General features: G+C 66.1%; 20 protein-coding genes, 1 other RNA gene and 1 pseudogene. 7 read left to right on the top strand and 15 right to left on the bottom strand.

Annotation, left to right across the window (positions count from 1 at the left end):
* Positions 1–137: 137 nt before the first annotated feature.
* The 12 genes from A5622_RS29165 to prfB all read right to left on the bottom strand — a co-directional run bounded on the left by A5622_RS29165 (position 138) and on the right by prfB (position 10,026).
* Positions 138–419, bottom strand: coding sequence for a hypothetical protein (locus A5622_RS29165; RefSeq protein WP_066879243.1), 282 nt, complete (start codon positions 417–419; stop codon positions 138–140).
* 376 nt (positions 420–795) lie between these two features.
* Positions 796–1,163: a transfer-messenger RNA gene (gene ssrA, locus A5622_RS14240) on the bottom strand.
* Between the two features lie 88 nt (positions 1,164–1,251).
* A complete protein-coding gene (locus A5622_RS14245; protein WP_066879246.1) occupies positions 1,252–2,097 on the bottom strand; it encodes a maleylpyruvate isomerase family mycothiol-dependent enzyme in 846 nt (281 codons plus the stop codon).
* An 18-nt stretch (positions 2,098–2,115) separates the two neighbouring features.
* Positions 2,116–3,153: a tetratricopeptide repeat protein gene (locus A5622_RS14250; protein ID WP_066879249.1), complete on the bottom strand. Its 1,038-nt coding sequence runs from the start codon at positions 3,151–3,153 to the stop codon at positions 2,116–2,118.
* Positions 3,154–3,159: 6 nt separating this feature from the next.
* Positions 3,160–4,407 (bottom strand): AAA family ATPase, encoded by a 1,248-nt coding sequence (locus A5622_RS14255; RefSeq protein ID WP_369806902.1) that lies wholly within the window; start codon positions 4,405–4,407, stop codon positions 3,160–3,162.
* A 58-nt stretch (positions 4,408–4,465) separates the two neighbouring features.
* The gene (locus A5622_RS14260) at positions 4,466–5,308 is read right to left on the bottom strand and encodes a DMT family transporter (RefSeq protein WP_156748842.1); all 843 of its coding nucleotides are present in this window, start codon (positions 5,306–5,308) and stop codon (positions 4,466–4,468) included.
* The gene (smpB, locus tag A5622_RS14265) at positions 5,305–5,814 is read right to left on the bottom strand and encodes an SsrA-binding protein SmpB (protein ID WP_065052255.1); all 510 of its coding nucleotides are present in this window, start codon (positions 5,812–5,814) and stop codon (positions 5,305–5,307) included. The genes A5622_RS14260 and smpB overlap by 4 nt, the downstream gene beginning before the upstream one ends.
* Positions 5,815–5,816: 2 nt before the next feature.
* Complete coding sequence (gene ftsX / locus A5622_RS14270) at positions 5,817–6,710, bottom strand: permease-like cell division protein FtsX (protein WP_066879255.1); 894 nt, start codon at positions 6,708–6,710, stop codon at positions 5,817–5,819.
* On the bottom strand, positions 6,711–7,400 hold the full coding sequence (gene ftsE, locus A5622_RS14275) for a cell division ATP-binding protein FtsE (protein WP_066879292.1): 690 nt from the start codon (positions 7,398–7,400) through the stop codon (positions 6,711–6,713).
* Positions 7,401–7,443: 43 nt separating this feature from the next.
* Positions 7,444–7,941, bottom strand: coding sequence for a hypothetical protein (locus A5622_RS14280; RefSeq protein ID WP_066879258.1), 498 nt, complete (start codon positions 7,939–7,941; stop codon positions 7,444–7,446).
* Complete coding sequence (locus A5622_RS14285; protein WP_231997745.1) at positions 7,938–8,924, bottom strand: mechanosensitive ion channel family protein; 987 nt, start codon at positions 8,922–8,924, stop codon at positions 7,938–7,940. Before A5622_RS14285 ends, A5622_RS14280 begins: the two co-directional genes overlap by 4 nt.
* Positions 8,914–10,026 (bottom strand): peptide chain release factor 2, encoded by a 1,113-nt coding sequence (prfB, locus tag A5622_RS14290; RefSeq protein ID WP_066879261.1) that lies wholly within the window; start codon positions 10,024–10,026, stop codon positions 8,914–8,916. The genes A5622_RS14285 and prfB overlap by 11 nt, the downstream gene beginning before the upstream one ends.
* A 171-nt stretch (positions 10,027–10,197) precedes the next feature.
* On the opposite strand from prfB, the gene A5622_RS14295 reads away from it, so the two are divergent.
* Both A5622_RS14295 and A5622_RS14300 read left to right on the top strand, forming a co-directional pair.
* A complete protein-coding gene (locus A5622_RS14295; RefSeq protein ID WP_066879263.1) occupies positions 10,198–11,559 on the top strand; it encodes an FAD-dependent oxidoreductase in 1,362 nt (453 codons plus the stop codon).
* A 72-nt stretch (positions 11,560–11,631) separates the two neighbouring features.
* A complete protein-coding gene (locus tag A5622_RS14300) occupies positions 11,632–12,063 on the top strand; it encodes a pyridoxamine 5'-phosphate oxidase family protein (RefSeq protein ID WP_066865185.1) in 432 nt (143 codons plus the stop codon).
* On the opposite strand, the gene A5622_RS14305 is transcribed toward A5622_RS14300, so the two are convergent.
* Both A5622_RS14305 and A5622_RS14310 read right to left on the bottom strand, forming a co-directional pair.
* Positions 12,005–12,469, bottom strand: coding sequence for a group III truncated hemoglobin (locus tag A5622_RS14305; RefSeq protein ID WP_066879295.1), 465 nt, complete (start codon positions 12,467–12,469; stop codon positions 12,005–12,007). The genes A5622_RS14300 and A5622_RS14305 overlap by 59 nt on opposite strands.
* A gap of 204 nt (positions 12,470–12,673) precedes the next feature.
* Positions 12,674–13,459 carry a universal stress protein gene (locus A5622_RS14310; RefSeq protein WP_066879297.1) on the bottom strand — a complete coding sequence of 262 codons (786 nt, stop codon included), beginning with the start codon at positions 13,457–13,459 and terminating at the stop codon, positions 12,674–12,676.
* A gap of 144 nt (positions 13,460–13,603) precedes the next feature.
* Between A5622_RS14310 and A5622_RS28290 the strand changes: the two are divergent.
* The 3 genes and pseudogenes from A5622_RS28290 to A5622_RS14320 all read left to right on the top strand — a co-directional run.
* Positions 13,604–13,870: pseudogene (locus A5622_RS28290) on the top strand (slipin family protein); the annotation flags it as partial.
* A gap of 459 nt (positions 13,871–14,329) precedes the next feature.
* Positions 14,330–15,487 carry a PPE family protein gene (locus tag A5622_RS14315; RefSeq protein ID WP_066879266.1) on the top strand — a complete coding sequence of 386 codons (1,158 nt, stop codon included), beginning with the start codon at positions 14,330–14,332 and terminating at the stop codon, positions 15,485–15,487.
* Positions 15,488–15,578: 91 nt separating this feature from the next.
* Positions 15,579–16,679 (top strand): PPE family protein, encoded by a 1,101-nt coding sequence (locus A5622_RS14320; RefSeq protein WP_066865194.1) that lies wholly within the window; start codon positions 15,579–15,581, stop codon positions 16,677–16,679.
* Positions 16,680–16,686: 7 nt separating this feature from the next.
* On the opposite strand, the gene A5622_RS14325 is transcribed toward A5622_RS14320, so the two are convergent.
* Complete coding sequence (locus A5622_RS14325) at positions 16,687–17,037, bottom strand: hypothetical protein (RefSeq protein WP_066865197.1); 351 nt, start codon at positions 17,035–17,037, stop codon at positions 16,687–16,689.
* A 67-nt stretch (positions 17,038–17,104) separates the two neighbouring features.
* Here A5622_RS14325 and hisN point away from each other — a divergent pair, with 67 nt between their 5' ends.
* Positions 17,105–17,905 (top strand): histidinol-phosphatase, encoded by an 801-nt coding sequence (gene hisN, locus A5622_RS14330; protein ID WP_066879268.1) that lies wholly within the window; start codon positions 17,105–17,107, stop codon positions 17,903–17,905.
* A gap of 80 nt (positions 17,906–17,985) precedes the next feature.
* Positions 17,986–18,437, top strand: a 452-nt coding sequence (locus A5622_RS14335) for an acyl-CoA dehydrogenase family protein (protein WP_197505141.1), incomplete at its 3' end; no start/stop codon positions are given.

An 18,437-nucleotide genomic window follows, 5' to 3' on the forward strand; every position in this document is an offset into this window, starting at 1 on the left:
TCACACCCAGGGCGGCGGCGCCTTCACTGCATAATCTGCCAGCGCTGCACTGAGATGCCAACGCGCAGTGAGGATTCGGCGCAGCTATTAAGTGCTGAGAGCTGGCCGTGCGGCGCCGGCACCAAACGGCATGCCGCTCACCGACAACCGCCTTGATCCCGCGCGCAAGGAGTGTTGGTCCCGCGTCGAGGCGTCGTCACCCTGCATTGCCCGGGGCCGCCGGGCTCGTGGGACTCGTTGTGGTCGTAGCGCTCGTCGGGGTCGTCGAGCTCGTAGGCCGCACAGAGCTGGTAGGAGTCGTCGGGCTCGTAGGAGTCGTGGAACTGGTAGGCGTCGTGGGACTCGTCGGGCTCGTAGGCGTCGCCGGACTCGTCGGAGTCGTAGGAGTCGTGCTCGCAAGACCCGGACCCTCGCCACACCAGTCCGCCACATCTTTCGGGTACTGCTCGATCGGTGGAGGGCAACGCTGCCCCGGCGGGAAATTGGCACCGGCGTTGAGCAGATCGCAGGGCACGTAGACCTGCTTGCCCTTGGGAGTGTTGGTCAGACACTTCGTCGGCGGCTCGCCATGGGCCTGGACCGGAATGACGGCCGCCGCCAATACCGCGCCGAGCGCCGAAGCAAGGCGGCGATAGGTCATGGGAGCTCCTCATCTTGATGCGGCCTCCGGCGTGCACAACTCCGCGTCGCCGGCGTATGACGATTAAAGCCGCTCACCCGGCCCATGATCCAACCCGAGGTCGCATGACCTAGCTGCGGCGCGTAGCGAATCCCCGCGTTGAACAGCACATTCTGTAGTGGAGCTGCCGGGAATCGAACCCGGGTCCTACGGCATTCCCTCAAGACTTCTCCGTGCGCAGTTCGCTATGTCTCTACTCGGATCTCCTGGTCACGCGAACAAGCCAGGATGACGATCCCAGTCGCTGTTGGTGTCCCGATAAGTCCCGCGACCGGACTCATCGGTGGATCCCTCTAGCTGACGCCAGGGTCCGGGTCGAGGGCTTTCCCGGTCTGACGGACTAGCTGTCGCTTAGGCAGCGAGAGCGTAGTCGCGCTGATGTGAATCGGCGCTTATCTGTTTGCAACGACGCTTACGGTGGTCAGTTGCCTGCACCGGCACGCTTCCCTTGATTCGATGCGCGAAGTCGAAACCTTTCAGCCCCTCGCGCCCCACCGACTTTCGGCAGGAACATCCATGGTACCTGCCTATCAACCAGCGGCAACGGGATTATCTTCCCCGCTGCGCTGCGATCAGATCACGAAGTTGAGGTGCTCGACGACCTGGGCGGCCACGGCTCTGTCGCCGTCGAGGTCGACGTCGTGGGGACGGGCGGGACACATCGGGCGGCCGCCGGCGAGCCTGGTGAACTGCAGCCCGTCCAGCCGGATCGTCGCCGTCGGTGGTTGGCCGCCGAAGTCGTCGACCACCGCGGCCCGGCCGTCCACGCTGACCCGGATGGTGCGGGCCAGCGGGCCGGTGAGGTCGAACTGGACGCGTGAGCCCTCGGGCGCCTTGGCCAGCTTTCCCACCACGTAACCCATCGTCGCGGCGATCTCGTCGACGGCCAGCGAGGCCGCCGGGCCGGCCAGCTCGTCATCGGACGGCGGGCGCCCCAACGCCACGCGAATGTCTTCTTCGTGCATCCAGCAGTCGAACACCCGGATTCGCATGAACCGGCCGTAGGAATCCGGGCCGGTGGGAGTCATCGTCACCGCGTCCCACTCGTCGTCGGACATGGTCGTCAGCGCTTCGCGCCGGTCGGTGGTGATCGCCCGGAAGCTTTCCAGTACATCGGCGTCGGCGTGCGCGCTCAGATGGCGGACCCAGCACTCGTTCATCACGCCGACGTCGTTGCGCACGTGCTCCAACGCGGAGACGTCGACATCGGGCTGGGGCGCTGCGATGCCGGCAAGGAACGACTCGGTCCCGATCATGTGCGACACCAGGGCCTTGACGTCCCAGCCGGGCAGCGGGCTGGCCGCCCGCCATTGCGCTTCGGAGAGCCCGCCCAACAGCGCATCGATGTCGTCCCACACCGCGAAGAGACCGGTGAGCACGGTGGACTTGTCGAGTTTGGTGACGGGGCGATCGGCCATGGTCGGATCGTAGGCCGCTTACTTTCCGATGAAGAGACCGATTCGGATAATGACAAGGGCACTGACTGCCAGCAGCCCGCCGACTGCGATCCACCCGGCGGGCCACGGACAAAACGTGACCCATGCCCCGGCGATGACGGCCATTCCCGCATGGGCGAGACGAAGTGCGAAGAAGTGCTGCTCGCGCAGGACGGCAACGAACACCCGGCGCGGGATCGTGCGAAGCAGCCACCACAACACGGCGATCAAAACCCCGCTGAGCAGGCCGACACCGACGCGCGCCAACGCGGTCGGATGGCCCTCGTCGTAGGCCCCGGCGGTGATAGCGAGGCACACGCTCAACAGCCCCGCGCCAACGGTCACGAGGGTGAGCACCTTTCGGAGAACGACCCCGATATTGCGCCGACTCAACGCCCCATAGCCAGGATCGCTTCCGGCGGCACCGAGAAACCCCTGAAGGGCGCGTCCAAACTTGAAGCGCCCCAGTCGGTGAACCGCCAAATCGTTGAGGGCCTCGGCGTTCGCGGGATCCAGCTGCAGCGCCGCTCGATACGAAACCTCGGACTCATCCCGTCGGCCCATGGCATGCAGAATCGAACCGCGCCGGATGTGCGCGTCGACGCTTTGCGGATCCAGCCGTAGCGCGCGCTCGATGACATCCAGCGCCGAGCGCAACTGCCACGCTTTCTGCAATAGCAATGCGTAAAGGCGCAGTGGCGCAGGCTCATTCGGGTGTGATGTGACCGCTCGCCAAGCCATCCACAGGCCGTCATACTGGCGACCAAGGTTGAATAGCGCCAACGCATACAGTCGCATCGCGAACTCGGAGTCGGGTGCGCCGGCCAAGGCGGCGTATGCGCTGCGCGCCGCGCCCGAATAATTGCCGAGCGCGAGTTCGGCGCGGGCGTAGGACGCAAGGAGGGCGGGATCGTTGGGGCTTTGCGAGAGCGACCGGCTCAGGATCTCGCGTGCGCTTTCGTATTTTCTGGCGTCGATATAGGCGTCTGCGACTCGGATGACCTCGTCGTATCGCCCTAATCCAGGCTCCGAAGTCACCGAAGATTACCGAATCTTTTTGCGGCGCATGTACTTCGCCAGTTCGTCGTAGGTTCCGTCGCCGTTGGCGAACTCGACGACGTTGCGGGCGGTCTCAAACCAGGGTCCGGTGCTGGGCCGGATCTGCGCGATGGCGGTGTCGATGTCGGCCATGGTGACCGGACGGACCTGACCGCTGCGCATCGAATCCGCCATGGCCAACTGGGTTGCGGTCTCGCACACGTAGGCCAGGTCGGCGCCAGAAAAGCCATCGGTGCGGTTGGCGATCGACTTGAGGTCTATGCCCGCGACGGGCCGGTCTTGCAGATGCGACCGCACGATCCCGGCCCTGGCCCCGGTGTCGGGCAAGCCGACAAAGATCATCCGGTCGAATCGGCCGGGGCGGCGTAGCGCGGGATCGACGTCCCATGGTGCGTTGGTGGCGCCCAGCACATAGACACCGTCGTTGACGGAGCTGGCTGAGTCCATCTCCTCGAGCAAGGTGTTGACCACCGGCCGCAAACCCGAGCTGCCGCTCAGCGCGGAGCGCCGGTGTCCCAATGCATCAACTTCGTCGAAGAACAACACGCAGGGCGCGTTGCGCCGGGCCGTGTCGAAGACGGCGCGGATGCTGCGTTCGCTGTTGCCGAACCACTGGTGCAGGACGTCGGCGATGCCCACCTGGTAGAAGTTCGCCCCCAACTCACCCGAGACGGCTTTGGCGATGAATGTCTTGCCGCAACCCGGTGGTCCGTACAGCAACAACCCGCCGCGCGCGGACACCTTGAACGCCTTCATTAGTTCGGGATTGCGGATCGGGCCGAGCAACGACAGGTCCAGCTGTCGTTTGACTTCATCCATGCCCGCGACATCATCCAACCGGACACGAACGCGCTGCACTACGTCGAAGTCGTCTTCGTTGACCGCGTCAGGGGGTTGCTCGACGAAGGCGGGCTCGATGATGTCGGCCACTTCCTGTTCGGCGCTCGACCAGTCGAAGCTTTCGTTTCCAGCAGGCTGATTTGCAACCGGTGCGGACGCTTCGGCCGGCGGCGCCGCCAGCGCGGCGCTGCACCGTTGCAACAGGCTCAGCGCGTTGACATTGCCGGCGTCCTGCGTCAACACCGTGCTGCAATGGCCCAGCGCCTCGGCGTAGCGGCCTTTGTCCGCCAGCAGGCCGGCCAGATGCAACCGCAGCTCGATCACGTCGGGGCTTTTGTCCACCGCGTCCGACAGCGAGCGAATGACGGGATCTTCGGTCTCAAACGCACCCAACGCCATCTCCCGGTCGTGATACGTGCCAACTGCCCAATATTAGGCGGCGGCACAACCGTCAGGCCGAGGCGATCATCGCCACCGATCCCATGGCGAGCACCATGCCGATCCCCTGCAAGCGGGTCACCCGCTCGCGCAGTACCACCATCGCCAGCACGACCGTCGCGGCCGGATACAGCGAAATCAGGATGCTGGCCAGCGACAGCAGCCAGGTGTGCAGCGCGGCCAGCATGGTGATGTTGGCGAAGATGTCCAGCACGGCGACGGCCACGGCCAGCTTGAGCGGGCGGCCGCGCGGCATCGCCAGGTTCTGGCTGGTTTTGGCCATGGCGAACACGACCAGGCTGGCCGCCACGCGGGCGAACACCAGCGGCCACAGCTTGCACACGTGCGGCGCCTGGTGCAGGAACACCAGGTTCAGCCCCATCGCCGAACCCGCAACCACTGTGAGCCAGGCCACTTTTGGAGTGAACCGGTATGGCGTTCCCTCCACGGGAGCCTCGCGGCTGACGAGCATCACCGCGGCCAGCGCCAGGACGACGCCCACCAGGGCCGCCTGCCCCGGCCGCTCCCCCAACGCCATGCCCACCGCTACCGGCACCGCGGCATTGAGCACCGCCGCCAACGGCGAGACCACCGAAATCGGGCCGGAGCCCAGCGCCGCGAAGAACGCCCACATGCCGAACGCCATGCCGATGCCGTAGAGGCATCCCCACACGACGGCACCGAGGTGAACAGGCCCGCCGACGAACACGGCCATCACGCCCAGCAACAGCGTCTCGATCGGGTAGGCGACCAGCATGACGCGCAGCGCGGCCACTCGCCGCGCTGCCACGCCGCCCACGAAATCGCTGACGCCGTAGGTGACGGCCGACAGCTGGGCGTAAGCCGCCCCGATCAGGTCATGCCCTTTGCTCGACGTCCCATTTCACGGACCACCTCACGCTGTGCATCACGTTGCGCCATGTCCTGGCGCTTGTCATAAGCCCTTTTACCGCGCGCGAGGGCCAGCTCGACTTTGACCTTGCCCTCAGAGAAATACAGCGACAGCGGCATCAAGGCGAGGTTACCATCTCGTATCTTGCCCACCAGTCTGTCGATTTGTTGCCTATGTAACAACAACTTTCGGTTGCGACGCGGTTCATGATTGGTCCAGCTACCGTGCTGATACTCGGGAATGTACAAGTTACGCAACCAAACTTCGCCGTCGTCGATCGTTGCGAACGCGTCAGCTAACGATGCTTGGCCCAGCCGAAGGCTTTTCACCTCAGTGCCTTGCAAAGACACCCCGGCCTCGAACAACTCGATGATCGAATAGTTATGTCGCGCTTTGCGATTGGTGGCGATAACCTGTTTGCTGCCACCTTTGCCGCCCGCCGCCTTGGCTCGGCCGGAACCCTTGGCCACAGCTACCGCCGTATATAGAGGCGCAAGGTCGCGTACGCCGTCACCGCCGCCATCGACACGCCGAGCAGGAACAACCACGGCGAGATATAGAGGATGTCGGCGTAGTCGACCTTGGCGATCAGATGAGCTTGGTAGAACTGGCTCAGCGCGTTGTCCAGGAACAATGCACGGACCAACATGAGACCGAGCACGGCGATGGCGACACCGATGGACGCGGCCAGCATCGCTTCCACCAGAAAAGGCAGCTGGGTGTACCAGCGGCTGGCACCGACCAGCCGCATGATTCCGATCTCGGTGCGCCGGGTGTACGCGGCGACCTGCACCATGTTGGCGATCAACAGGATCGCTCCGACCGCCTGCACCAGCGCGACGGCGAACGCGGCATCGCGCAGGCCGTCCAACACGGCGAACAGGCGGTCGATGAGGTCCTTCTCGTTGAGGATGCTGCGCACCCCGGGCTGGCCCTGCATCGCGGCATCGAACTCCGCGTGCTGTTCGGGGTTGTTCAGCTTGACGATGAACGACGCGGGAAACGAGTCCTTGCCCGCCACGTCCTTGAACTCCGGGAACTTCTTGATGGCGTCGTTGTAGGCGTCCTGGCGGTTGACGAAGCGCACCGATTTGACGTCTTGGCGTGCATCGATCTTCTCGCGCAACCCTTTACACGGCGCGGACGCACACGTGGTGTCGTTGGCCGAGATGTCGTCGGTCAGAAACACCTGCGTCTCGACGCGGTCGAGATAGATCTCGCGTGAATTGTCGGCCAGCCGGACCACCAGCAGACCGCCGCCGAACAGGCCGATGGAGATCGCGGTCGTCAGGATCATCGCGGCCGTCATGGTGACGTTGCGGCGAAGTCCGGTCAGAACCTCGTTGAGTAGGAAACCGAAGCGCACTTAGCGGTCCATCCCGTAGATGCCGCGCTGCTCGTCACGAACCAGCCTGCCCAGCGACAATTCGACGACGCGCTGGCGCATCGAGTCGACGATGTGGTGGTCGTGCGTTGCCATCAGCACCGTCGTCCCCGTGCGGTTGATCCGCTCCAACAAATCCATGATGTCCTTACTGGTGTCAGGGTCGAGGTTGCCCGTCGGCTCGTCCGCCAGCAGGACCAGCGGCCGGTTGACGAACGCGCGGGCGATCGCCACCCGCTGCTGCTCACCACCGGACAACTCGTGGGGCAACCGATTGGCTTTGCCGGACAGGCCGACGGTGTCCAGCACGTCGGGCACCACCCGGTTGATCGCGTCGGGTCGTTTGCCGATCACTTCCAACGCGAACGCGACGTTCTCGTACACCGTTTTTTGCTGCAACAGGCGGAAGTCCTGAAAAACGCAACCGATGACCTGGCGCAGCTTCGGGACGTGCCGACCGCGCAGCTTGTTGACGTGGAACTTCGACACCCGGACGTCGCCGCTGGTCGGGTTCTCGGCGCCGAGCAGCAGCCGCATGAACGTCGACTTGCCCGAGCCCGACGGGCCGATCAGGAAGACGAATTCACCCTTGTCGATCTTGACGTTGACGTCCTCCAGCGCCGGACGGGCCGACGCTTTGTACTTCTTGCTGACATGGTCCAGGGTGATCATCACGGCACGCCAGTGTAGCGGTGAATTTCGCTGGCAAGCGAAGTCAACTGGCCGGCGGCGGCGAACTCGGCACCGGGCCGGGCCCCGGTTGCGGTTGCTGCGGCGTCGGTGTGGCCGGGCTTGAGCTGGGCGGGCAGAACGGCGCCGGCAGGATGCACGGCAGCTGCGGCAGCTGGAACGGCTGCGTCGTGGTCGTGGTCGTCGTCACCGGCGGCGGCGGTGGCGGGGGTGGTGCCGGCGTACTCGTCGACGTCGGCGTGTAGGTGACGGTCGCCGGGGGCGCCTGCACCCGGCTACGGGGCACCCAGGTGTAGTTGGGATCGGGCACGAAACCCGGCGGCACCACTTGCTGGGCCGGCGGCTTGGGTGCCGGCTCCGGGCGGTAGGTGTCGTAGACCCACCACGCCAGGAAGAAAGCGATGATCAGTACGAGCGTCGACGTGCGCATCCGCCCGCCGAACACGTAATTGGGCCAGCGATGCTCCGCATCCTTGTCGTCGCCGTCGCCGCGCTTCTCGAGGATGTTCAGGGTGAACTTCAACGCTTCTGCACCGCACCTTGGACTTCATCGTCGGTTTGCTGTTCGGCGGCCTGGGCGGCCGGCACCGAGGGGTCTTCGACCAGGCCGACCGTCGCATCCGCCGCGGTCACGATCCCGACGCGGGCCAGCGCCCGGATGACCAGGACGCGCAGCTGCCGGCCGACCTCGAACTGCTTGCCGGGCAGCGTGCGGGCCACCATACGCAGGGTGACCGTGTCGACTTCGATGCTCTCCACACCCATCACCGTGGGTGCATCCAGCAGCAACTGGCCCAGCACGGGGTTGTCCATCGCGCGGTCGCATTCCTGATGCAAGACCTCGTTGACCCGGTTGAGGTCGGCGTTGGTCGACACCGGGATGTCCACCACCGCGCGTGCCCAGTCTTTGGACAGGTTGACCACCTTGACGATCTGCCCATTGGGGATGGTCAACACTTCGCCATCGGGTGAGCGCAGCCGGGTGACCCGCAGCGTCACGTTCTCGACCGTGCCGGTCGCGTCCGTCGCGGACACGACGGTGATGGTCACCAGGTCTCCGAAGCCGTACTGGCGCTCCACCAGGATGAAGAAGCCGGACAGCAGGTCCCTGACCAACTGCTGCGCGCCGAAACCCAGCGCGGCGCCGACCACGGTGGCCGGCGCCACCAGCCCCCCGATCGAGAACTGCAGTATCTCGGCGAGCTGCATCATGACCCAGATGCCGATGATGACGACCGACACCCACGAGATCACTGACGCCACGGCCTGGCGGTGTTTCGAGGCCTCCGATCGCACCAGCGCGTCGCTTTCGACGAAGCCCAAGTTGAGCTGGCGGGTCACCTGCTGTGCGACCCAGTTGACGAAACGGGCCGCCAACACTGCCGCGATGAGCACCATGACGATGCGCAGACCCCTGGCGATGATCCATTCACCGACTTCGCCCCGCCAAAAGTCGTGCCAGCGGTGCGTCATCGATGCGGCGAGAATGCTTGTGTTATTCGTCATCTTTTCGGTTGCGCCAACGGATTCCCGCTTCCAGGAATCCGTCGATGTCTCCATCCAGGACGGCCGCAGGGTTGCCAACCTCGTACTCGGTTCGCAGGTCCTTGACCATCTGATAGGGCTGCAGAACGTAGGAGCGCATCTGATTGCCCCACGAGCTGCCACCTTCGCCTTTTAACGCGTCTAGTTCAGCGCGTTCTTCGGATCGCTTGCGTTCCAACAACTTTGCCTGAAGCACTCGCATCGCCGAGATCTTGTTCTGCAACTGCGACTTTTCGTTCTGGCAAGTCACGACGATACCCGTCGGGATATGGGTTAAACGTACCGCAGAGTCGGTGGTGTTCACCGATTGGCCTCCCGGGCCGCTCGAGCGGTAAACGTCAACGCGCACATCGCCTTCCGGAATGTCGATGTGGTCGGTGGTCTCCACCACCGGGAGCACCTCGACTTCGGCGAACGATGTCTGACGCCGGCTCTGGTTGTCAAACGGGCTGATGCGCACCAGCCGGTGGGTGCCCTGCTCCACGGACAGCGTGCCGTAGGCGAACGGCGCGTGCACGGCGAACGTCGCGCTCTTGATGCCGGCCTCTTCGGCGTAGGACGTGTCGAACACCTCGACGGGATACTTGTGCTGCTCGGCCCACCGGATGTACATCCGCATCAGCATCTCGGCCCAGTCGGCGGCGTCCACGCCGCCCGCGCCGGAACGAATGGTGACCAGCGCCTCGCGTTCGTCGTACTCCCCCGACAGCAGGGTGCGCACCTCGGTGGCTTCGATGTCTGCGCGCAGCGCTTTCAGCTCGGCGTCGGCCTCCGCCAGCGCGTCGGCCGCACCTTCCCCCTCCTCGGCCGCCAGCTCGTAGAGCACCGGCAGATCGTCCAGCCGTCCGCGCAGCTCCTCGACCCTGCGCAGCTCGCCCTGGGCGTGGGACAACTCACTGGTCACCCGCTGGGCCCGAGCTTGGTCATCCCACAACTGGGGATCGGAGGCCTCGTGCTCGAGCTTCTCGATGCGCTTGCGCAGACCGTCCACATCGAGCACCCGCTCCAGCGTGGTCAGGGTGGCATCGAGTGCGGCGATATCGGCTTGACGGTCGGGTTCCACAGCCGACCACGTTACCCGGGGCCTCCCACGCGGCTGAGCTCGCAGCGAGTGTCCAGGCCACGACCAGCGGTCATGCGTTTAGCATCGAGTCACGATCATGTGCGACCCGCTCTGCGCGCCGGCCTTTCCGGGAGCCCCCGGCGCTAACCGGGCACGAATAGAAGGTCGAGTATGCGTCCTTACCACGTTGCAATCGTTGGTTCCGGCCCGTCGGGTTTCTTCGCCGCCTCCTCCTTGCTCAAGGCGGCCGACGGGTCCGCCGACATCGATATCGCGGTCGACATGCTGGAGATGCTGCCCACCCCGTGGGGGCTGGTGCGCTCCGGTGTCGCGCCCGATCACCCGAAGATCAAGTCGATCAGCAAGCAATTCGAGAAGACCTCCCAGGATCCGCGCTTCCGCTTCTTCGGCAACATCTCGGTCGGCGAGCACGTGCAGGCCGACGAGCTCGCCGAGCGCTACGACGCCGTCGTCTATGCGGTCGGGGCGCAATCCGACAAGGCGCTCAACATCCCCGGCGAAGACCTGCCGGGCAGCATCGCCGCCGTCGATTTCGTGGGTTGGTACAACGCGCACCCGAACTTCGAGGAAGCCACGCCCGACCTCTCGGGCGCCCGCGCCGTGGTCGTCGGCAACGGGAACGTCGCGCTCGACGTCGCACGCATTCTGGTCACCGACCCCGACGTGCTGGGACAAACCGACATCGCCGACCATGCGCTGGAGTCGCTGCGACCGTGCGGCGTCGACGAGGTGGTGGTCATCGGTCGGCGCGGACCGCTGCAGACCGCGTTCACCACCCTCGAGCTTCGTGAGCTGGGCGACCTGGAAAACGTCGACGTGATCGTCGACCCCGCCCAGCTCGAAAACGTGAGCGACGAAGACGCCGCGGCGGTGGGCAAGACGGCGAAGCAGAACATCAACGTGCTGCGCGATTACGCCAAGCGCGAGCCACGCCCCGGACACCGCCGCATCGTGCTGCGCTTCATGACCTCCCCGATCGAGATCAAGGGTAAGGACCGGGTCGAAGCGATCGTGCTGGGCCGCAACGAGCTGGTCACCGATGACAACGGCCGGGTTTCCGCCAGAGACACCGGCGAGCGCGAGGAGCTACCGGTCCAGCTGGTGGTGCGCTCGGTCGGTTATCGCGGGGTGCCCACGCCGGGGCTGCCCTTCGACGACAAGACCGCCACGATCCCCAACAGCGGCGGCCGGATCGAAGGCAGCCGCAATGAATACGTGGTCGGCTGGATCAAGCGGGGACCGACCGGCGTCATCGGCACCAATAAGAAGGACTCCCAGGACACCGTGGACACGCTGCTCGCCGATCTGACCGGCGCCGACGATCTCGCGGATCTCCCGGACGACCACGCCGACCGACTTGCCGAATGGCTGGCGTCGCGCCAGCCCAAGCTGGTCACCTCGGCCCACTGGGACCTCATAGACGCCCATGAGCGGGCGGCCGGCGAACCGCACGGTCGTCCCCGCGTCAAGCTGCCGAGTCTGGCCAAGTTGCTGGGGGTCAGCCACGGCTGAGCGCTCGTGCTCGGCGGCGCCGAGTACGAAGGGCTCTACTCAACGACGTCAATCCTCCGTAGCGTTGGGTGGGTGGGTAACGACCAACCAGTGACCGTGCTCTCCGAGGACGAGAACTGGAAGCTGTTGGGCAGTGTCGCGCTGGGCCGGCTGGTCACCAACTTCGCCGGCGAGCCCGAGATCTTCCCCGTCAACTTCGTCGCGCAGGACCGCACCGTGCTGTTCCGCACCGCGGAGGGCACCAAACTGTTCTCGGCGGTGGCCAATCACGCGGTGGTCTTCGAGGTCGACGATCACAACGTCATCGAAGGCTGGAGCGTCATCGTGCGCGGCCGCGCGCGCTTGCTGAAGACCGACGCGGACATTCAACGCGCCGAGCGCGCGCAGTTGTTGCCGTGGACGGCGACGCTCAAACCGCACTACGTGCGCATCACCCCGACCGAGGTCACCGGCCGCAATTTCCGGTTCGGTCCGGAGCCTGACCGTCACGAGCCGGTTGCGTGACGAGAAGCTCAGGCGCCTCCGCTCCGGTGAGTCGGCGGTGCATGGCCCAGGCGATCCGCCCGGCCTGAACCTTCGCCCGATCGGCGGCCGGACCGCGATACATCTCATCAACGGTGTTGTGCCACAGCGTGAGCCAGCGACGGAAGTGACGATCCGACAGCGGGGCACGCGCGTGGATCTCGCGGTGCGCCTGTAACGCGCTGCCGCGATAGAGCCCTTCCCGGAACAGCACGGTCTCCCAGAAGTCGCACATCGTCGGAACGTGGGCCTCAAGCCCGGTGGCCCGCAACCCGGCGAACGGCTCGGCCAGGACCTCGTCATCCAACGCCCGCGCGTAGAAACGGCGCAGTAGGGCCTCCACATCGGCACGGTCGACCAGGTCTGCACCCGCCCCGGCCGTCGTCAGCCGGCTCACGGCGACTCCTCCATCTTCCTCCGACTTACGGTAACACCATCTTGTCCTGCGGGGTGGCTGCGCGACAGGGCCATAAGTCCCTCGACGGCGACGGGGATACCCGGGGAGGAAAATTTCGCGTTCGGGTGCGCCGGCGACCGCGACGACCGCTGCGGGGCAGTATGTTTCAGGTCACACGGGTGGGTCTGACCCCAGTTACAGGTTGCCGCACCGTATCGCGAGCACCGAGTGACCCGCATGGCACAACTCCTCGGCCCGATAGGAGTCCGCGACCACCAGCTGGGCCGCTTCGTGCTGGGCACGCAGGTACCGGTCCACACCGCCGGCCACGATCGCCGGCACGGCCTGCACGTCGGGATACAACCGCCTCCACGGCGCCAGCGGGCGATCCAAATGCGCTTGCACCGAAGGCTTTCCGGGTCTGGTGCCACGCGCGTCGGAGCCCTGCGCCACCGACAGCGCCCGCAGCGGCGTTTCGCGCAGTCGCGCCTCGTCGAAGGCGTGCCGCAGCACCTTGCCGTTGTCTGCTTCGACCACCACGCCGCTGACCTGCGCGGCAGTCGACCCTTGGATCACGGCGACCGGACACAGCGCCGAGCGGATCAGGCACGCCGCAACCGCGGGTCCGCCGTGGCGGGCATGGTTGAGCCCGATCCGTCCGATGCAGATCATGACCGCCGACCGCGATTCCTCGAGGAGCTTGGAAACCGTTCGGCCCGAGAGGATATCGGTTTCCACCTTGACCGGCTCGCCGACGGCGTCGACGGCCCGACGGGCGTCGGCCAGCGCCGCACGAGCGACGGCGAAGCGGGTATCGATGGCGCGCGCGCCCGAAGCATCGTGCGGGTCGATGACATAGACCAGTCGCAGGGGGATGTCGCGGCTGACCGCCTCATCGATCGCCCAGAGTGCCGCTTGTATCGCCGCCCTGGACCCGTCAACGCCTACCAGAATTGCGGGAGCTTGATACATGTTGCCCATCGCGGCTTCCTTCATCGAGCGGAAGAAGGTGATTTCTACACCGTTCACCCACGAGGTTATTGCCCGTAAACCCCGCTCCCCCAGAGGCATTGGTCCTCGAATTGATGCCATTGGACCCTATGGCTCGGCCGGTGAAACGGAATCTGGGGTGTGCAAGTGCGCGTCGTGGAGATCAAGGCGTCGAAATTCCCGCGAAGGTCATCAACGGCCGCGGGGAGCTGCAGGCGTCCGAGGAACTGCGCGAAGCCGCCGACCCTGTCCGAGAGTCCGGCGTCGCTGCAGCCGCGGTACGTGCAGACGCTGCTGGAGTTGGGGGCGGATCAGAACTCGACCGTCGTCTCCCCGCTACCGGTCGGCATCATCACGCCGTTCCTGCGGCATCCCGAGACGCTGCAGGAAGTGGTCGACAACCCTCAGCCAACGCGCGTGACGAACCACGCCGCGACCAGATACCAAGCACATCAAATACTTTCGTTGTTCAACAGACGTCAAGTTAGGCGCTGCCCATGGTGAACAAAAAATGAACAATCGGTGAACAGAAGCTGAATTCTGCCTGGTCCCAGCCGTGAAATAGGCAAAACCCCGCAAGCATCGGCGGCACCTGCGACTTTTATAGGGCCCGAACCCCCGAAGGTCTTTCGTGATGCCCTGCGCGCACTCTCCGCCATCCCGGTAAGCACCACGCCGCCCGCCCGAACGGGCGTGGTGTCAACGCGCCGGGCCGCCCTCTCATCTGACGGGGGTGAGCTTCGCCGACCGGCCGAGCGAATCGCGGGAGCGGCCCATAGATCCGAAAAACACGCCGATGCGGCGAGCGCCGGCGCCGGTGGCGTTTGTCCGAAAACCGCACATTGAGGGGACGTATCACCCATGGATTGGGCTTTCTTTCCACCCGAAATCAACTCCGCCCGGATGTACACCGGACCCGGATTGGCCTCGCTGTTGGCCGCCGCCGGAAGCTGGGACGCGCTGTCGGCCGAACTGGCCTCCACCGCCGAGTCCTACGAGTCGGTGCTCGCGGGCCTGGACCTGCAATGGCGCGGCGCCGCCGCCGAGTCGATGGCGTACGCGGCCGCCCGCTACGTGGGCTGGCTGCGGGCGACCGCCGAACAGACGAAGCAGACGGCCATGCAGGCGCGGACGGCCGCGGCGGCCTATGAGCAGGCGTATGCGATGACCGTGCCGCCGCCGGTGATCGCCGCCAACCGCACGCTGGTGGCGTCGCTGGTGGCGACGAACATCGTGGGCCAGAACACCGCGGCCATCGCCGACACCGAGGCACAGTACGCCGATTTCTGGGCGCAGGACGCCGCCGCGATGGCCGGCTACTCGGTGTCGTCGAGGGCGGCGACGACGCAGTTGCCGCGCTTCGGCACCGCAAACAAGTCCACCACCGACTCCGGGGTGAGTGACCAGAACGCCGCCGTGGCCGCGGCCAACACCAATTCCAGCGTGAACAAGGCCGCCGCGCAGACGCTTTCGGCACTGAACGACCCGTCTGGGACGGTGAATAACTACTACCTTGATGCGTCGACAACGAACTCGGGCAATAACGCCTTCCGGGTCCTCGACGCCATCCAGGGGACGGGCCTCGGCTTCAGCGCTCCGTACAACATGGAGCAGTTCGTGTCCGGCATCATCGGCGCGGAGAACAATCTGGGCATTCTGGCCAAGCCCGGTGCGGCCGCGGCCAATGTCGCTCCCGCCCTCGCGGCGCCGGCACTGCGCGCCGCCGCCTCGGGCCTGGGCGGTGGGCTGGGCAACGTCACCGCGACCCTCTCGCACGCCGGCACGATCGGGCCGATGTCGGTGCCCGCAAGCTGGGCCGCGCCCACGAGCACCCACATCTCGCCTTTGGAACCCGCCGGCTTCACCACGCTGCCGGGAACCGAAGAGCCGATCGCGTCCGGATATCCCGGCTACCCGGGCATGCCCGGCGGCGGTGCCGCCCGGTCCGCCGGCACGGGTGCGCCGCCCCGCTACGGCGTGCGGCTCACCGTGATGCCACGCCCGCCGGCCGCCGGGTGACGTGCCGCCAACCCGCCGACTGCCGCCGGTCATAGGAGAAATCCTCCGCCGCAAGCAGTTTCGCTTCACGCAGCCTTTAGAGCTGTAAGACATGGAATTCGGCTTTCTCCCGCCGGAGGTGAACTCCGGCCGGATGTACGCAGGTCCCGGGTCGGCCTCGCTGTTGGCCGCCGCAGGAGGCTGGGATTCGCTCGCGGCCGAGCTGGGCGTCACGGCCGCGGTGTACGAATCGGTGCTGTCCGGTCTGACGGGTGTGTACTGGCACGGCCCCGCAGCCCAGGCGATGGCGGCCGGTGCCGCCCCCTACGTCGCGTGGCTGTATATGACCGCCGAACTTGCTCAGCAGACGGCAACGCAGGCCCGGGCCGCCGCAGCGGCCTACGAGCTGGCGCATGCCATGACCGTGCCCCCGCCGGTGGTCGCCGCCAATCGCACCCAATTGGCGACCCTGGTGGCAACGAACTTCTTCGGCCAGAACACCGCGGCCATCGCGGCCACCGAAGCCCAATACGCCGAATACTGGGCTCAGGATGCCGCCGCGATGTACGGCTATTCCGCCAGTTCGACTGCGGCAGCCCAGTTCTCGCCGTTCTCCTCCCCGCGACGGACCACCACTACCGACGGGGTGGCGGCACAGCAGGACGCCGTCGTCAAAGCCGCCGCCGATGCCTCGAACTCGGGCACGAACTCGGGTTCGCAGGTGGTGGTGGTGAACTCCCCGACTTCCAATTCGTCGTCGCAACTCTTCCGGATCCTCGACACCATCCAGGGCGCCCAGACCACGTTCAGATCCATTTTCACCACCGAGGGCACTACCGCCGGAATCATCCAGGCCGACAAGAACTTAGGCATCTTGCCGAACCTCGCGGCCGCCCCGGTCGCACTGCCCAAGGCGCCCGCACTCAGCGCTGCCACCTCGGGCCTGGGCAACGTCGACGCGGTGCTATCGCGGGCCGGACGGATCGGCCCGATGTCCGTGCCGGCCGGCTGGACGACCGCGGCCGGCAATCCCGCCGCGGCAGCGCCGGGCAGCGGCCTGGCCGACCTGACGGCGACCGAGCTGGTGACCCCAACCGGATCCACGCCGGGCATACCCGGGCTTCCGGGCGGGACGGTCCGCCGGGCGGCGCTTGTGGTCCCCCGCTACGGCAGGCGGATCACGGTGATGACGCGCCCACCCGCGGCCGGATGACGGACGCTCAGCCGGCGGGCGGCTGCGGCGGCGCGGGCGGCGGGACCGCGGGGGCGAATTTCCAGTTGTCCGGATTCCTCGGCGAATACACCACGGGAAACAGCTGGCCGATGGTCGGCCACTGGTTCACGTCGACGGCCATGCGCTGATACACCGCGTGTTCGTTGACGGTGGGACCGTTGATCACGCCGGCGATGGTGACGAATTGTTCGCCGGTGGCATCGGGGCGGGGGCTGATCCCGGTGACCAGCAGCGTGCCGCTGAGCAGCTCACCTCGCGGGCCGCGCGGGACGAACCGCTGGACGAGAAACACCCCCAAGATGGCCACCAGCAAAAGCAGCAGTCCGAATTCCCACACGACGCCATGGTAGGACCGTGATAAGACTGCGTCATGAGTCGCGCCGGCGACGATCCGAAGTGAAGCGATGAGGAGGAGCGTGCACAACAGCCAGGACGATCTGGCGCTGGCACTGACGCTGGCCGACCGCGCAGACGCGCTGACCTCCGCCCGATTCGGCGCGCTGGACCTGCGCGTCGACACAAAACCCGACCTGACGCCGGTGACGGACGCCGATCGCGCGGTCGAAACCGAGCTGCGCGAGGTGCTCGCGCGCGAACGGCCCGACGACAGCATCGTCGGTGAGGAGTTCGGCGGCGACACCACCTTCACCGGACGTCAGTGGATCATCGACCCGATCGACGGCACCAAGAACTTCGTCCGCGGGGTGCCGGTGTGGGCCACCCTGGTCGCATTGCTCCAAGACGGCATCCCCGTCGTCGGCGCCGTGAGCGCCCCGGCGCTGCAACGCCGGTGGTGGGCCGCGCACGCCCAGGGCGCCTTCGTCGCGGTCAACGGTGCGCCCGCGCGCCGACTCTCGGTTTCCTTAGTGGCACAACTGAATTCGGCGAGCCTCTCGTTCTCCAGCCTGTCCGGGTGGGCGCAGCTGGATGTGCGGGATCGATTCATCGCGCTGACCGACGCCGTCTGGCGGGTGCGCGCCTTCGGCGACTTTCTGTCCTATTGCCTACTCGCCGAAGGCGCCGTCGACATCGCCGCAGAACCCGAAGTGTCCGTGTGGGACCTCGCGGCGCTCGACATCCTGGTGCGCGAAGCGGGCGGGACGCTGACGGCCCTGGACGGCACCGCCGGGCCACATCACGGCAGCGCCGTGGCCACCAACGGCCTGTTGCAGCAGCAGGTGCTCGACAGCCTCGCTGTGAATTAGTTAACAAGTGTTCTCCGTGAACTTACTCCGGAGTAAGATCGGCGCTATCCGCATCGCCCAACGACCTGAGGCTGCCGAAAATGACCGGTTCCGGTTCTCAACAGACATCCGCCCGCTCCCGCGTCAAACGACGCGACCACAAATCCGCCGTCGGGCTACAACCCCACAAGCGCACCGGCGTCGACATCGCCATCGCGCTGATCACCCCGCTCGTCGGGCAGGAATTCCTGGACAAATACCGGCTGCGTGACCCGCTCAACCGCGCGCTGCGCTACGGCACCAAGACGGTCTTCTCCACCGCCGCCACCTCGTCCCGGGAATTCAAGCGAATTCAGAACCTGCGCGGCGGGCCGACCCGGCTCAAGTCCAGCGGCAAGGACTACTTCGATCTGACGCCGGACGACGAACAGAAGATGATCGTCGAGACCCTCGACGAGTTCGCCGAGGAAGTGCTGCGGCCCGCCGCACACGACGCCGACGAGGCGGCCACCTACCCGCCCGAGTTGATCGCCAAGGCCGCCGAGCTGGGCAT

Source organism: Mycobacterium sp. 1245801.1 (assembly GCF_001673055.1).
Classification (GTDB): Bacteria; Actinomycetota; Actinomycetes; order Mycobacteriales; family Mycobacteriaceae; genus Mycobacterium; species Mycobacterium europaeum_A.